The sequence below is a fragment of the Hymenobacter radiodurans genome (genome assembly GCF_004355185.1).
In the GTDB taxonomy this organism is placed as follows: Bacteria; Bacteroidota; Bacteroidia; order Cytophagales; family Hymenobacteraceae; genus Hymenobacter; species Hymenobacter radiodurans.
Genome location: NZ_CP037922.1, coordinates 2,275,057 through 2,288,656, shown reverse-complemented (window position 1 = coordinate 2,288,656; position 13,600 = coordinate 2,275,057). Strand labels below are relative to the sequence as shown.

The following is a 13,600-nucleotide window of genomic DNA, read 5'->3' as shown; positions in this document are numbered from 1 at the left end:
TCAATCCATTCAAGTTCACACTGCGTATTTCGCCCATCTGTTGCTTTCCAAGCACATTTCTCCATTCCCTTTTATGCACCTAACTTCTACATTCTACCACCATTTGCTTCCGGGTGCCGCTTTGGTATGCCTAGCCGTGGCGCCCACCCTAGCGCAGGACACGGCTGGCCGCGTGAGCGGCCAGATTCGCGACGCCAGCGGCCAGCCGCTTCCCGGCGCTACCGTCGTGCTTCAACCGTCGGGCAAAAACACAGCCACCGATGCCCAAGGCCAGTTTGAGCTGACGGGCGTGCCCGCAGGCACGTATACGCTTACGGCCCGCTTTCTGGGCTACCGCGCCGCTACCCAAACTGTTACCCTGGATGGTACCCAGGCCGTGGTAGTAAATGCCACGCTGGCCGCCGATGCGCTCAACCTCAACGACGTGGTCGTGACGGGTACTTTCAACCCGCAGACCAAGCTGGAAAGCTCAGTGGCCGTGACCACGCTATCTAATCGGCAGATTCAGAACCGCGTTTCACGCGGCACTGCCGACCTGCTCATGGCCGTGCCCGGCTTTCGGGTAAACTCCGATGGTGGCGAGGCGGCCAACAGCGTATCGCCGCGGGGCCTACCTTCCAATGCAGAGGCGGGCTTTGGCTTTTTGCAGCTGATGGAGGATGGCCTGCCCATTCTGGAAGCTGGCTCGCTGACGTTTGCTAAGACCGACATTCACTTCCGCGTCGATGAAACGATTGACCGGCTAGAAGTGGTGCGGGGTGGCTCGGCGGGCATTTTTGCCAATAACGCCCCCGGCGGCATCGTCAACTTTTTAAGCAAAACCGGTAGCGGCGACAAAATTGGCGGCATCGTGCGCCTCACCGGCGGCGACCAGGGATTCTATTCCGACCGCTCAGGCCTGGCCCAGCTCGGCGGCTTGCAGCGCATTGATGCCAACGTGGGCGGCCCTATTGCCGGTACGCCGTTCAAGTTCAACATCGGCGGCTTCTACCGTTATGATGTGGGCGTGAAGTACGCGGGCTTCCCGGCCAACGTGGGCGGGGGCGTAAAAGCCAACGTAACATACAACCTGAAAAACGGCTACGTGCGTCTCTACGGCAAGTATTTAAATGATAAAGTAGCCTACTACACCAGCATTCCTTACCAGAACCTCAACGACCCGCAGCGCATCCCCGGCGGGCCCGATCTGCGCCGAGGCACGATGTACTCGGAGTATCAGCGCCGCACCAGCATTCCCAACCCGTTTAATAATGGCCAAGGACGCCTAGATCGGGACCTGGCCAATGGGCAGCACACCCGCTACAAGGCCATTAGCTCCGAGGTGTTCTTTGCTCTGGGCAATGGCTTTACCCTCACTGATAACGCCCGCCTGCTCGACGCCAACCTGAGTACCGACGGCGTGTATGACATTCAGCCGCCTGTATTAGGTACATCATTCGCGGCCCAGTTTCGCGCCCTGGCTCCATTTGGGGTGCAGGTAAATTCGCCTCGCTTCTCCTACGCCGACGACCCCGCGAATACGCCCATCGATATTGCTACGCTCAATGGCAACGGGCTGGTGAACATTGCCGGTATCTTCCCCGACGACAAGCCGGCTACTAACGCCATTAATAATTTGCGCTTGCAGAAAACTGCTGGCCAGCACCAGCTCACAGCCGGTTTCTACGCCAGTCGCTACACCATCAAGGAGCGCCTGAGCTACAACCTAGTAGTGCAGGAAGTAGCCGACCGTCCTCGCTTGATCAATTTAAGTTTTCCAACCGCTGGGCCGCTGTTTGGCGGTCAGCCAATTGAGGTGACCAACAACGGCTTCCTGTACTATAGCTTCGGCGACGGTATTCTTTTCAACTCGACGAACACCACGCAGGTACTAAGTTATTATGCCGGCGACGAGTGGAAAATCACGGACAAGCTACGGCTGGATGGCGGCTTGCGTTTGGAAACGACGCACGCTGAGGGCAGCTCGCCCAAAACGGCTCTTCTAAACAATCCGGATGCACGCTTTACCCCATTCTTGGGCGCTCCGTCGGCGGCTAATCGTTTTGCAGGTTCCAACGGCGGCTTAGACGGACAGTACCGCACCTTCTACGACAACCGCTTTTTGCAGAACACCAACGAGTTGCGCGAGTGGAGCTTCCGCTTTAGCACCCTGAATTACTCACTGGGGGCAATTATAAGTTCTCCGATAAGCTGGCCGTGTTTGCCCGCTACAGCAACTCCGGCGTGGCGCCCTCCAACGACCAGTTTGCCTACGGCAACGACCCTACCGATGCTACCGGCAACAGAACCTTGCGCGGCGGTGTGCAGCGCGTCATTCAGGCCGAGGCGGGCGTGAAAGTTGCTGCCGACAAAGTGAGTTTATCCGTGGTACCCTTCTACAGCGAAAACAACAATATTCCCTTCACCATCCAGCTTTCCAACCCCAACGGCAGCTTTACCCTGACTCAAGAGCGCGGCAAGGTAGACAACTTGGGCGTGGAGTTAGAAGGTACCTACTCGCCCCTAACCGGGCTTACTCTACGCGGCATCGGTACGGTGCAGCGTCCCCGCTTCGTCGACTTTAACTTTGTGGATAATAAAGGCACCAGCACCAATGCCAGCGACGACGAGGTAATCGATTTTGAAGGTAACCGCCTCGAAGACACGCCCGATCTGCTGCTGGAAGGTGGCGCGGAGTATAGCTTTAAAGGTTTCGATGTATTCGCCAATTACCGTTGGTTTGGGGAGCGGTACGCTAACAAGCGCAATACCATTGAGCTACCCTCCTACGGAGTCGTATTTGCGGGTGTAGGCTACAACTTCGGCGGCAACTTGCAAGGCGTGCAGTTGCGGGTGCAGGCTTCTAACTTGTTTAACACCTTAGGCTTCGGCGACGCGGCGGCCCGCAACGGCGAGAACCTATCACAGGAAATTCTGGACACAGTAGATGCCAACGGCCGCACCCGCGCCGAAAACAGCTACAATCTGGTTCGCCCCATCCTGCCCCGCAATATCACGGCTAGCGTTGGGTATGTGTTTTAGATAAAAAAGGTAACCCACCATAAAAAAGCCCCCCGATTAATCTGGGGGCTTTTTTATGGTGGGATAGTTTTATTGCAGCTTATCTGATAATGGGGGCTCGCTTGAACTCCTTTTCCCGATCAAACAGGTACCGAAACGTGGCGTGCGTGCGCCAGATTCGGCCGCCGATTTGCTCGGCTACGGCCATCATGCGCGGGTTGAAGTCACCAATCCAGTTCATCACGAAGTCTTCGTACTGCACTTTGCTGCGGTCCTGCACTACTTTAGCGACGGCCAGCACCATGGCAGCCTCTACTCCGCGGCGCTGGTGCGCGGGGCAATACCAAAGGCGATGCCGGTGAGCGTGCGCACCGAGCCACGCCAGCGGTGATACGCAAATTTGAGCTTGCCCCACCAGTTTAAGTTGCCGTTTACGTGCCGAAACAGCTCATTCAATTCAGGCAACGCAATAAAAAAGCCCACTGGCTCACCTTCGTAATACGCAAACCAACAGCCTTTTTCGTCAATAACGGGGCGCAGCTTTTTCATAATACTGCGCGACTGCTCGGGCCGCATTTCCTTCACTCCGTCGTGCTTCACCCACGCCTGGTTGTACACAATTCGAAAGTCCTCGGCGTACTTCTCCAACTCTTTTAACCGCAGATGCTCAAAGCTATACTTTGAGTTGTGCAACAGCATCCGCTGGGCCTTCTCCTGATATTCCGGCGTGAGCGGATCGCCTACCTTCCGGAAATAGGTAAACTGCTCGAAATACACCTGAAAGCCGTACGTTTCCAGCAGGCGGCGGTAATAGGGCGGGTTGTAGTTCTGCCCGTAGAGTGGCGCGCCAAAATTATCGATGAGCAGGCCCCACCATTGGTCACGGTCGCCGAAGTTAATGGGACCGTCCATGGCTTCCATGCCGCGCTCAGCTAGCCAGGCGCGGCAGCCATCGAAGAGCGTGTTGGCGGCCGTTTGATCATCGATGCACTCAAAAAAGCCCATGCCACCGGTAGGCTGTTCAAATGTTTTGGCAGTGCGCTTATTGATGAAAGCTGCTACGCGTCCTATTGTCTGACCCTGAGCATCCTGCAACAGCCAGCGTGTGAGTTCACCAGCGCGGAAGTACTTGTTTTTCTTGGTATCAAATACCTGATCAATATCCTTGTCGAGAGGGCGAATGTAGTTGGGGTCGGCGCGGTAGAGGCGCACCGGGAACTCCCGAAACTCGCGGGCGTGCTCGGGCGACGTAACTTCTATGAGGTGTAGCGGAGCAGTCAAGGAGTTAAAAATTGAGGTGAGCGGCTATTTTGGTATAGCACGAAGGTGTCAAATTTAGCTCCTCCAGGCAACATTGTTTCGGATGAGTATAATTCGAATGTGTTTACTGCCCAAACTCAAGCATAAAAAGCCATTCCTGCGTAGAGATATTCTTTATGCTATATCTCAATTGCATCCGTCACGCACGGCATATGCTACGCCTTTGCTCCGCCATGAAATTCTGGCCTCTACTCCTTGGTTTGTTAAGTTTGCTGTCTACCGGGCCGTCAGAGGCCCAAGCAGTGACGTCTGTTCCTGATTCAGTTCAAGTTATTCCTAATTCGCTCACCTTCTACGTCTTTCTGAACGCTTATTATGGCTATGGTTTCCCCCAGCCTTCTACCCCCGACCGCGCCGCCTTTCTGTACTCCCACGATCGTCAGAATGAGTTTGCAGTCAATAATGCGTATGCTGCCGAAGATCCTGTCTTTAGGCATATCTACGAAGCTACGCCGGGTTTCGGCCTTTTGCCCACACTTGGATTGACACTGGCATTTTCACGTCGCACCTAGGCTTTGAATTGGCGCTGAGCAAGGATAACTGGACGCTCAGCCGCTCGCTCATGGCTAAGAACTCGCCGTATTACGAAGCCGGCGTGCGCATCACCTACGAATTTGCCCCCAGCTTACGCTCACCGGCTTAGTACTCAACGGATGGCAAAATATCCGTGAAAACTTTGGTAGCGGGAGGCTCGCTTAATCTGGATTTTGCGCCTAGTCCTCAGGTGTTGGTTCGGTTGGAAGGCCGCACGCTCCACGCCGACGAGCCAACCTTTTCACGCGCTTCCAAACGCTTGGTCAGTGGGTACGCGAATCTTACCTCCTCCATTGCTATCTCCTTTTAGGTAGCCGGGTGGCAATGTATGAAGCTTTAGAGACGACGTTGTTCAAGGTTTATACAACCCTAAAAAGCCTTGTCAGGATTGAATTGGCAGAAAGTAGATAGGCAAGGGAAAATATTTCTGCTTCGGGTAAATCCGGTTGCTATAGCTGGGGCGTAAATGCTTTCAACTTCAACAACCCACCTTCAATTCATCCTAAATAATGAAAAGCAAAACGCTTTCAATCGCTCTTGTATGCCTGTTGGGCGCCGCAACTGTACAATCTACTCAGGCGCAGGCCCAGATGGCTATGACCAACGTAATGGTCGGCGGCCAGGCTATGCTACCCAGCAAAACTATCGTCGCCAATGCGCTTAATTCTGCCGACCACACCACGCTCGTAGCCGCAGTTAAAGCTGCCGGCTTGGTTGAAACGCTGCAGGGTAAAGGCCCTTTCACCGTATTTGCTCCTGTGAATGATGCTTTCGAAAACCTGCCCGCCGGAACGGTTGAAACGCTTCTGAAGCCCGAGAACAAAGCGCAGCTGACGAAAGTATTGACGTATCATGTGGTAGCCGGCAGCATGACCGCCGACAAAATCATGGCAGCGATCAAGGCAGGCAAAGGCACCGCTACACTCAAAACGGTAAGCGGCGGCACTCTAAAAGCTACCATGAATGGTCCTAAAAACGTCGTTCTGATGGATGAATCGGGCAATACGTCGACCATCTCTACCTACGACGTGATGCAAAGCAATGGCGTAATTCACGTCATCGACAAAGTAATGCTGCCGAAGTAAGCATTGTTCCTAATTCGCTGATGTACAGCAAACAAAAAGGGCCTTTCCGTATGGGGAAGGCCCTTTTTGTTTGCTAAAATTTCTGTCTACTAACTCTTAGCTTCATGGACTCAGCCTATCGTTTAAAGTACACGGTGAAGGTAGAGCCCACACCCACCTCGCTTTCCACCTCAATTTTGCCCCCCACATTCTCTACCATCTTCTTGACCATGTACAGGCCAATACCGCTACCATCCACGTGGTCGTGGAGGCGCTGAAACATGCCGAAGAGCCGCTTTTCATTATTAGCCAGGTTGATGCCCAAACCATTGTCCTGCACGGTCAGCACCGCGTAGTCATCCGCTTCGCGGCACTGTAGTCGCACCAGTAGCAGACGTTCGGGCGAACGATATTTTATAGCATTGCTGAGCAGGTTATAGATAACACTCCGCAAGTTTTTCTCGGCAAATGAGACCGCCGGACAATCGGCCACATTTACCTCCAAAATGCCCCCCGCCTCGCGCAATAGCGCCTCCAAATCCAAGCGTACATCCTCGATAACCGGCTCCAGCCGCACTAGTTCCGTGGGCTGAATCTGTTCTTTTTGCAGCTTGGTTACTTCGGTCAGATGCTCAATGGTGCGCTTAAACCGCTCCACTGAGTCCTGCATCATGGCCATGATGGGTTGCACCTGGTCATCCTGGTGCCTTTCAGAGTCGAAAGGCATTTCTACCAACAATGCCTGCAACAGCCCTTCAATATTGCTGATAGGAGCTTTTAAGTCGTGGGAAGCCGTGTAAATGAAGTTGTCCAGATCCACGTTGGCACGCGTAAGCTGGTCGTTGTTTTCGTGCAGTTGGCGCTGGGCCTGATCGATGCGTTCCAGTGCCAGCTTGTGCTCGTGAATATCAGTGAAGGTGCCAATCCACTGCATAATTACCCCCTGATCATTATAAGAAGGCAATGCCCGCCCTAGCATCCAGCGGTAATTATCGGCACCGTCGCGAAAGCGGTATTCAATCTCGAACGCTTCGCCGGTGCGCAAGCTGTGCTGCCAGCGGGTTTTGGCCAAGCTAACATCATCCGGGTGCAGGCGACTTTCAAACCCCTCATTAAAACTCGGGCGGATAGGTTGATTGATAAAATCAAACCAGCGACGGTTGAGGTACGTGTTCTTGCCCTCAACATTAGCCGTCCAGGCAATTTGCGGAATGCCCTCCAGCATGCGGTTTGCTTCGGCGGCAGCCTGCTCCATCACCAGGCGAGCGGCTTCCTGCCGTTTTAGCTCTTCGTTTTTGCGGTCAATTACCTCGTTTTGCTCGGCTACCCGCGCCTTTATGGCCTTGATTTCTCGTTGGGCCGACAGGTTGGTTACAATCACGGCCAACGCGGGCGCATCATTGAATTCCAGTACGTTCATCGACAATGAGAAAGGTACGAGCACTCCAGCCTGGGTTTGCAGGGGCAATTCACCCTTGCTTTTACCCGCCCAACCCGCTACCAGCAAGTCATTCCAGTAGGCACGAAAGTCAGCAGGTACAAAGTCGTTAAAAAAGCCCCCCATCAACTCTTCCAGTGCGCAGTCGAGCAAACGGGCCAGACTGGCGTTGCAATAGAGAATCATGGCGTCTTGGCTAAGCAGCAGCGCCCCTTCACTCATTTGCTCAATCAGGGTGCGGTACACCTGATCGGCGCCTTGCAGGGTGTAAATCCGGGGGCCATCGGTTCCCTGTACCGCCAGCGCATCTACCGACCCCGACCGGATAGCCGAGATGAGTTCCTCAGCTTCCTGTAGCTGATAACGCAGTTCCTCGTTTTCACGAGCTAGGTCAGTAGATGTGGGCGGCAGGCGTTCAGCCATCGATGCTGTTGCTGTCGAACGGCGAGGTCAGCCCTAGCGCGGCCAATACTCGTTCCCGATTCGAGAGGTCACCTACCAGCCGGCGGATCAGGCCGGGGCGTTTTTTAACTAAAGTGGGCACGCCAATAAGCTGCTCTTGCTGAGCTAACTCGGGCTGCTGGTATATATCCACGATAATCAATTCGTACCGGCCTTTCAGATACAGTTCACAGATGTCCTTGATATTCCGTACTGCCCGCGTCGAATTAGGAGTAGCTCCGGTAATGTAGAGATGAAGTACATACTCAGCCTGTTCCGGCTCACGATCCAAACTTCCTTCTGCCTCCATTCTATCGGGTTAGGTTGCTTTCAATAGGCCGGATGTCAAGGCCTACCAACACGCGCTCTTCGTTAGAAAGGTCACCAATAATTTTGCGAATAGGCACCGGCACCTTCCGTACCAAAGTAGGAATAGCCAGTATCTGGTCGCCCTCCGCAAGCTGAGGATGTTGCAGCAGGTCAATTACTTCAAGCTTATAGCGCCCCAACAAATGCTGTTCACAGTATTTTTTCAGGTTGGCTATGGCGGCTACCGACTTGGGGGTTTGCCCGGCCACGTATAGCCGTAACTCCCAGTATTCCTGGTCCATCCCCTCTGTCGTTATATCCGGGTTCGTTTCCATAGCAGGATAAGGGGCTTAGTGTTGATTTGATTTGGTGTCCTGAGCAGAGTAGCCCCGGCCCGACATTTCACTGACGGCGGCTGCTCGGCCTTCCGTAAACGTCTGCTGGCGGCTGAGCTCCTCACTATTGATTTGCCGCAACTCTTCTTCGACCGACTCAAACTCCGTGCGCAAATTCGCGATGGTCGCCTCCAGCACACGGCGCCGACGCTCCAGTTCCCGGTCTTTGCGCTCCAGCTCCTGCTGAATAGCCAGCTCCTGAGCCTGCATCTGCAGCTGTTGGGTAAGGCGGCTGGCCCCCGTTACAATGCCCGATGGCCCGATTACTACATCCAACAACTGAATACCGTGGTCAGTAACCACAAATTCGCGCACCTGATTGGAATGCGACATGCCTCGTGATTTCAGTATGCTGAGGCCGCGGTTGCGCTCTCCTACCCCTTCCAGGTCCCGCACACTAATCCACGTATCCACTAACGAGGATACACCCTCTTCGGTCATATCCATCTGGTTGGTTCGGCCGCTGATAAGCGCCGTGAACAAAGCCGTGATGTTATTGACTTTCAAGAAATCGATGAGGCGCGTGAGCATGCTGCGTACCTCATTCAAATTACCGACGTTGATCAAATTACTGATCGGGTCAATTACGACTGCATCGGGCTTAAAGTCCTTCACTAGCTTATGAATTATAACCAAATGCCGCTCCAAGCCATTCAGCGTGGGCCGCGACGCTTCGATGTGCAGCAAGCCTTGCTCGATCCAAGGAGTTAAATCAATGCCGACAGAGCGCATATTGCGCACCAACTGCTGCGGCGACTCCTCAAAGGCAAAGTAAAGACAGCGGTTACCCTTGCTGGCGATTTGGTTGGCAAAACCAGCCGCCAGCGTTGTTTTGGCCGTGCCAGCAGTGCCCGTCAGCAGGATGCTGCTCCCTTGATAGAAGCCTCCCCGACCAAACATTTCATCGAGGGCCGGAACACCAGAGGAAACAATCTGGTCCGATACTTCATGCTCCAGTTTGAGGGAAGTAACGGGCAGCACGGAAATGCCTTCTTCACTAATCAGATACGGATACTCATTCGTGCCGTGGGTACTGCCACGGTATTTCACTACGCGTAGTCGCCGGGTCGTAATCTGGTCAATAACACGGTTATCCAGTAGAATTACGCAGTCCGATACGTACTCTTCCAACCCCTGCCGGGTGAGCGTTCCATCGCCCCGCTCAGCCGTAATGACAGTGGTTACGCCCTTATCCTTGAGCCAGCGAAACAACCGCCGTATTTCGGACCGCAACACAGCCTCATTTGGGAATCCACCAAACAACGATTCAATGGTATCCAGCACGACGCGCTTGGCCCCGATTGAGTCGATGGCGTATCCCAACCGGATAAATAAGCCCTCCAGATCGTACTCGCCGGTTTCCTCGATCTCCGAGCGGTCTACGTGCACGTGGTCAACCCGCAGCAGCTTCTGGCTCTGGAGGGCCGGCAGGTCGAAGCCGAGGGAAGTAACATTGGCAGTGAGTTCTTCGGCTGTCTCCTCGAAAGCCATCAGTACGCCAGGCTCCCCGTACTCCAGTGCTCCTCTCACCAAGAACTCAATACCCATCAGGGTTTTGCCACAGCCGGCGCTGCCACAAATCAGCGTCGGGCGACCTTTAGGAAAGCCACCTTCCGTAATTTCATCTAACCCCTCAATGCCCGTCGGGGCTTTGGGCAAGGTGGGTAATTTAGGAGCGGAAGCAGTTTTTTTGTCTTGCATGAAATCAAATATTTAGCAGAAGCAGGCAGATTTGCGCAGGTTACTTACGCATCTGAAGGCTGCATAATTATCAAATACGTGGTATGACTCAGATAACCAGACTATACTGCTGAACTTAGCAGAATTTCTTTTTACTGGCTAAGTCCATAATAGTTGAACCAGAGGCTACAAATAGTGCCGCCCAAACCCAAAGATGAAGCATTAAATTTAATGAGCCATCGGCAAGCAGCCGATGACGTTGCTTTGAACATGAATGCGATGGGAATAAACCCAAGCATTCCGAGTCTTGCTTTTCTATAATCAGGGCTAAAGATGAAGTCAATATTCTGAAGAATAAGTAGTTGTCAGAACATCTTCCAAGGTCACCCAGGATGACTAAAAAAGCCCCCACTATACGAGTGGGGGGCTTTTTTAGTCATCCTGGGTGACCTTGGAAGTATTTATTTCCTGTTGGGGCTATTGGTAACGCACCCGAAAAGAGCCCTGCTCAAAACGGATTGTTTCTTCTTGCTTTGACCAGCGCTCATCACGGCGCAGAGTCGCGTCAAAGGTGCCCTCTATTACCTTTTGAACGGTATCAAGCCGTGTGATCAGCAGCCGCGTTTCTGACAAAGAATCGGCCGTGTAGCCATCGACTATCACATCACCCCCAACTAGTACTGTCCAAGTGGTTGGTAGTAGGGTTGGTGCCTTGGTAACCGTTGGGAGGGGTTGCTCTGTGGGCACCGCAAAGCCCAGCCGCAGAGATGCCTGCGTAACTGTACCGTCTCTTTGCTCCCCAAACACAAAAAACTCGTCTTGTGCTTTAGCGTAAATACCAGAACCAGGCACGACCCACGCGCTTCCATCCTTAGTAGCCTTCACATAGAACTCGGGTTGTGGCTCCACTGATTCGGATGTGCATGCTCCTACTCCACTTAAAAGAACCAGGCAGGCTAATGCGCCATATAAAATACGTTTCATGCTTGCTGCGATAAGATTACAGGAGTAAGATTCGCAGAGAACCGGAATGGTTGCAAGTAGCGTCATGTATGAATAAGCCTAAACGGAAACGTATTAAGCAAAAGGCGGTTGTTGTCCGCAGCTAACTAGGTACAAGCTTGATCATAGTTTTGATTCACCAAGTTTTAAATGTCCCCTAGGGCTACGTCTACCTCAATAAGTATTGCACTTAAGGGCATTCAAATAAAGTTAATGTCGTAGAATCGATGATTAAGCACCATTTTATGGCAGCAAATTTGCACTTATCTACTTTGTCATTTATAAAATACGCCCTTCTTTATGCATGAGTATTTACCCTACGCATTAGTTATCTGCCCACTGCTTTTATCAATTGGTTGGATGATTCGCCAAGCTTCGACTTCCACCTATGAGGCTAGAGCGTATATGCTTGGGGCTACTCGGGCCCATCAGAGAGTCCTGCGACCCGTTGTACTAGTACCAAATGATCTTCGTCAAAGAACCTGGCACCTGTCCTATGAGCCGCAGGCTTGGATGTAGCTGCCAATTTTGGTGAATAAAGCGTGTGGCATGTACTAAGTCCTGCTTTTCACTCAAGTGGAGGAAAAGTGGCTTTTTTTGCAAATCAGGTAATTTAATAGCCGCGTTTTACCTATAAGCAGAGTGACATTATCTGGGATGCGAAGAGTGCAACAGTCCGTAAAACGCCAAGATCTTCAATTTTAACTGAACAATACGCTAAAACAAAAGCCCCTTCTACATGCTGTAGAAGGGGCTTAAGCAACATTTGAGCCTCCTGCCGGGATCGAACCAGCGACCTACTGATTACAAGTCAGTTGCTCTACCAGCTGAGCTAAGGAGGCGAAATGGTGGCGCAAAACTAGTGCTCTGCGTCCATTTTGCAAACTATGAGCGAATAATTTTTAATTGTTTCTTCAAAGCATCGATGCGCAATTTGGCTTCGTCGATGCGGCCTTGATACTCTTCGCGGAGCTGATTGGCATTTTTGGAACGCGCAAAGAACTCAAGATTAGTCTGTAACGTGGCGATGTCGTTTTCAAGCTCGTTGATGTCACGACGCAAGCCTTGCTCTTTTTTATAAAGCGCCTGCTGAGCATCGGGACCTGATTTGAGACGTTCCACCTGAAGCTGAAAGAGTAAATCAGCCCGCTCGGCATAGGGCAGGCCCGGCACCGTGTCGAGGTATTTGCCCATAAGTGTCTGGAACTTCTCTTCTGCTCGTGGCCCGCCCGAAGCACCAGAAGCACGCCATTCTGCTACGAGTTCCCGAAAGCCCTCAATGGTTCCGGGGTTATCGGGCGTGAGAGCCGCTACAGTATCGGCAAAGCGGTCGAGATGAGCAGCCTGCTCCTGCGACACAAGCTGAGCCTTAACTTCACGCTGCTTGGCTTCCTGATTTTTACGGTCAAAGAAGGCGTCGCAAGCGGTGCGGAAGCGGTTCCATACTTTATCGGACTGCTTTTCAGGCACGCGGCCAATTAGCTTCCACTCCTTTTGCAGACGGATAACAATTTCACGGCCTTCCTCCCAATTAGGGTTTTCAAGCGCTGCCTCGGCTTGGTCGCAGAGCTCCAGCTTACGCTTAAGGTTCTGGCCTTTCTCTTCGTCGAGGGCTTTGAAAAACTGATTTTTACGTTGGAAAAAGCCCTTATAAGCCCCCAAAACTGTTTGTTGAGTTGGTCGGCTTTTTCGCGCGGCACAAGGCCGGCAGCATCCCATTCTTCTTTCAGCTTCTGTAGCTCATCGGTTTTGCTGCGCCACTCGTTTACCCGCTCCGTCTGAAACTCACCGAAAGATTTGATTTGCTCTAACAGGGCCGTTTTACGGGTCAGATTCTCGTTTTCCTGAGTTGAGCGCGTGTCGAGGAAGCTTTTTTTGCGGTCGTGTACCTGCTCAGAAGCTTGCAGAAAACGCTGCCAGATGGCGTCGCGCTGCTCATTAGGCACCGGGCCAATGTGCTTCCATTCTTCGTGCAGCTGCCGCAATTCCTGCAAGGCCTTATTAATACTAGGCTGCTCGCTGAGGGCTTCGGCACGGCGCAAAAGCGCTTCCTTCGCCTCCAAGTTGCGGCGGCGGTCCAGCTCCTTCATTTCAAAGAAGAGGCCGCGGTTATTATAATAAATGTCCAGCAGCGCGTGGTAGCTGTTCCACAGTTCCTGGGCATCCTTCTGCGGCACCGGACCAGTTGACTTCCAGTCGTTTTGCAGGGTCTTGATCTTGGCTGAGCTATCCTTGGTTTCGGCCGACTCTACCAGCAACCGTAACTGAGCCAGCAACTCCTGCTTATGCGCCAGGTTTTTGGCACGCTGTTCATCTTCGGCACGGGCGTCGCGAGCGCGGCTTTCGCGGAATTCCTGCATGGCCTTCACCAATTCGGCGTGGCCAGCCGGCCCATGATATGTTGCTTCCGCATCGGG

Annotated in this window: 14 protein-coding genes, 1 tRNA gene and 2 pseudogenes; 6 read left to right on the top strand and 11 right to left on the bottom strand. The window is 52.9% G+C overall.

Annotated elements, in window-relative coordinates:
- The first annotated feature begins 73 nt into the window (after positions 1-73).
- Both EPD59_RS10740 and EPD59_RS22470 read left to right on the top strand, forming a co-directional pair.
- Positions 74-2,335 carry a carboxypeptidase-like regulatory domain-containing protein gene (locus EPD59_RS10740; protein ID WP_133272782.1) on the top strand — a complete coding sequence of 754 codons (2,262 nt, stop codon included), beginning with the start codon at positions 74-76 and terminating at the stop codon, positions 2,333-2,335.
- Positions 2,224-3,021 carry a TonB-dependent receptor domain-containing protein gene (locus EPD59_RS22470; RefSeq protein WP_240731741.1) on the top strand — a complete coding sequence of 266 codons (798 nt, stop codon included), beginning with the start codon at positions 2,224-2,226 and terminating at the stop codon, positions 3,019-3,021. The genes EPD59_RS10740 and EPD59_RS22470 overlap by 112 nt, the downstream gene beginning before the upstream one ends.
- A gap of 79 nt (positions 3,022-3,100) precedes the next feature.
- Here the strand turns inward: EPD59_RS22470 and EPD59_RS23690 are convergent, their stop codons facing one another.
- Together EPD59_RS23690 and EPD59_RS10730 are read right to left on the bottom strand one after the other, a co-directional pair.
- Positions 3,101-3,304 carry a hypothetical protein gene (locus EPD59_RS23690; RefSeq protein ID WP_317128515.1) on the bottom strand — a complete coding sequence of 68 codons (204 nt, stop codon included), beginning with the start codon at positions 3,302-3,304 and terminating at the stop codon, positions 3,101-3,103.
- 8 nt (positions 3,305-3,312) lie between these two features.
- Positions 3,313-4,281 (bottom strand): hypothetical protein, encoded by a 969-nt coding sequence (locus EPD59_RS10730; protein ID WP_317128514.1) that lies wholly within the window; start codon positions 4,279-4,281, stop codon positions 3,313-3,315.
- Positions 4,282-4,493: 212 nt separating this feature from the next.
- Between EPD59_RS10730 and EPD59_RS10725 the strand changes: the two genes are divergently transcribed.
- The 4 genes from EPD59_RS10725 to EPD59_RS10715 all read left to right on the top strand — a co-directional run bounded on the left by EPD59_RS10725 (position 4,494) and on the right by EPD59_RS10715 (position 5,939).
- A complete protein-coding gene (locus EPD59_RS10725) occupies positions 4,494-4,832 on the top strand; it encodes a hypothetical protein (protein ID WP_133272780.1) in 339 nt (112 codons plus the stop codon).
- Positions 4,802-4,963 carry an outer membrane beta-barrel protein gene (locus EPD59_RS10720; RefSeq protein WP_133272779.1) on the top strand — a complete coding sequence of 54 codons (162 nt, stop codon included), beginning with the start codon at positions 4,802-4,804 and terminating at the stop codon, positions 4,961-4,963. The genes EPD59_RS10725 and EPD59_RS10720 overlap by 31 nt, the downstream gene beginning before the upstream one ends.
- 24 nt (positions 4,964-4,987) lie before the next feature.
- Positions 4,988-5,164, top strand: a complete 177-nt coding sequence (locus EPD59_RS21605) for a hypothetical protein (protein WP_165963553.1) — start codon at positions 4,988-4,990, stop codon at positions 5,162-5,164.
- Positions 5,165-5,363: 199 nt separating this feature from the next.
- Positions 5,364-5,939 carry a fasciclin domain-containing protein gene (locus EPD59_RS10715; protein ID WP_133272778.1) on the top strand — a complete coding sequence of 192 codons (576 nt, stop codon included), beginning with the start codon at positions 5,364-5,366 and terminating at the stop codon, positions 5,937-5,939.
- Positions 5,940-6,054: 115 nt separating this feature from the next.
- Here EPD59_RS10715 and EPD59_RS10710 read toward each other — a convergent pair whose 3' ends face one another.
- From EPD59_RS10710 to EPD59_RS24115, 9 genes and pseudogenes are all read right to left on the bottom strand, one after another.
- Positions 6,055-7,779 (bottom strand): sensor histidine kinase, encoded by a 1,725-nt coding sequence (locus tag EPD59_RS10710; protein WP_133272777.1) that lies wholly within the window; start codon positions 7,777-7,779, stop codon positions 6,055-6,057.
- The gene (locus EPD59_RS10705) at positions 7,772-8,107 is read right to left on the bottom strand and encodes a circadian clock KaiB family protein (RefSeq protein WP_133272776.1); all 336 of its coding nucleotides are present in this window, start codon (positions 8,105-8,107) and stop codon (positions 7,772-7,774) included. The genes EPD59_RS10710 and EPD59_RS10705 overlap by 8 nt, the downstream gene beginning before the upstream one ends.
- A gap of 1 nt (position 8,108) precedes the next feature.
- The gene (locus EPD59_RS10700; protein WP_133272775.1) at positions 8,109-8,441 is read right to left on the bottom strand and encodes a circadian clock KaiB family protein; all 333 of its coding nucleotides are present in this window, start codon (positions 8,439-8,441) and stop codon (positions 8,109-8,111) included.
- A gap of 15 nt (positions 8,442-8,456) precedes the next feature.
- Entirely contained in the window at positions 8,457-10,202 is a 1,746-nt protein-coding gene (gene kaiC, locus EPD59_RS10695) for a circadian clock protein KaiC (RefSeq protein ID WP_133272774.1), read from the bottom strand.
- Between the two features lie 456 nt (positions 10,203-10,658).
- On the bottom strand, positions 10,659-11,165 hold the full coding sequence (locus tag EPD59_RS10690; protein ID WP_133272773.1) for a hypothetical protein: 507 nt from the start codon (positions 11,163-11,165) through the stop codon (positions 10,659-10,661).
- 787 nt (positions 11,166-11,952) lie between these two features.
- Positions 11,953-12,025: transfer RNA gene (locus tag EPD59_RS10685), tRNA-Thr, on the bottom strand.
- Positions 12,026-12,068: 43 nt separating this feature from the next.
- The gene (locus EPD59_RS10680) at positions 12,069-12,653 is read right to left on the bottom strand and encodes a DUF349 domain-containing protein (protein WP_240731711.1); all 585 of its coding nucleotides are present in this window, start codon (positions 12,651-12,653) and stop codon (positions 12,069-12,071) included.
- A 48-nt stretch (positions 12,654-12,701) separates the two neighbouring features.
- Positions 12,702-12,902, bottom strand: a pseudogene (locus EPD59_RS24120) (DUF349 domain-containing protein); the annotation flags it as partial.
- Between the two features lie 29 nt (positions 12,903-12,931).
- Positions 12,932-13,543, bottom strand: a pseudogene (locus EPD59_RS24115) (DUF349 domain-containing protein); the annotation flags it as partial.
- Between the last annotated feature and the right edge of the window lie 57 nt (positions 13,544-13,600).

Bases quoted from the DNA above. Each gene is read 5' to 3' on its own strand.
- EPD59_RS10740 (WP_133272782.1), top strand. From the start codon at position 74: ATGCACCTAACTTCTACATTCTACCACCATTTGCTTCCGGGTGCCGCT.
- EPD59_RS23690 (WP_317128515.1), bottom strand. From the start codon at position 3,304: ATGGTGCTGGCCGTCGCTAAAGTAGTGCAGGACCGCAGCAAAGTGCAG.
- EPD59_RS10725 (WP_133272780.1), top strand. From the start codon at position 4,494: ATGAAATTCTGGCCTCTACTCCTTGGTTTGTTAAGTTTGCTGTCTACC.
- EPD59_RS10715 (WP_133272778.1), top strand. From the start codon at position 5,364: ATGAAAAGCAAAACGCTTTCAATCGCTCTTGTATGCCTGTTGGGCGCC.
- EPD59_RS10710 (WP_133272777.1), bottom strand. From the start codon at position 7,779: ATGGCTGAACGCCTGCCGCCCACATCTACTGACCTAGCTCGTGAAAAC.
- EPD59_RS10705 (WP_133272776.1), bottom strand. From the start codon at position 8,107: ATGGAGGCAGAAGGAAGTTTGGATCGTGAGCCGGAACAGGCTGAGTAT.
- EPD59_RS10700 (WP_133272775.1), bottom strand. From the start codon at position 8,441: ATGGAAACGAACCCGGATATAACGACAGAGGGGATGGACCAGGAATAC.
- kaiC (WP_133272774.1), bottom strand. From the start codon at position 10,202: ATGCAAGACAAAAAAACTGCTTCCGCTCCTAAATTACCCACCTTGCCC.
- EPD59_RS10690 (WP_133272773.1), bottom strand. From the start codon at position 11,165: ATGAAACGTATTTTATATGGCGCATTAGCCTGCCTGGTTCTTTTAAGT.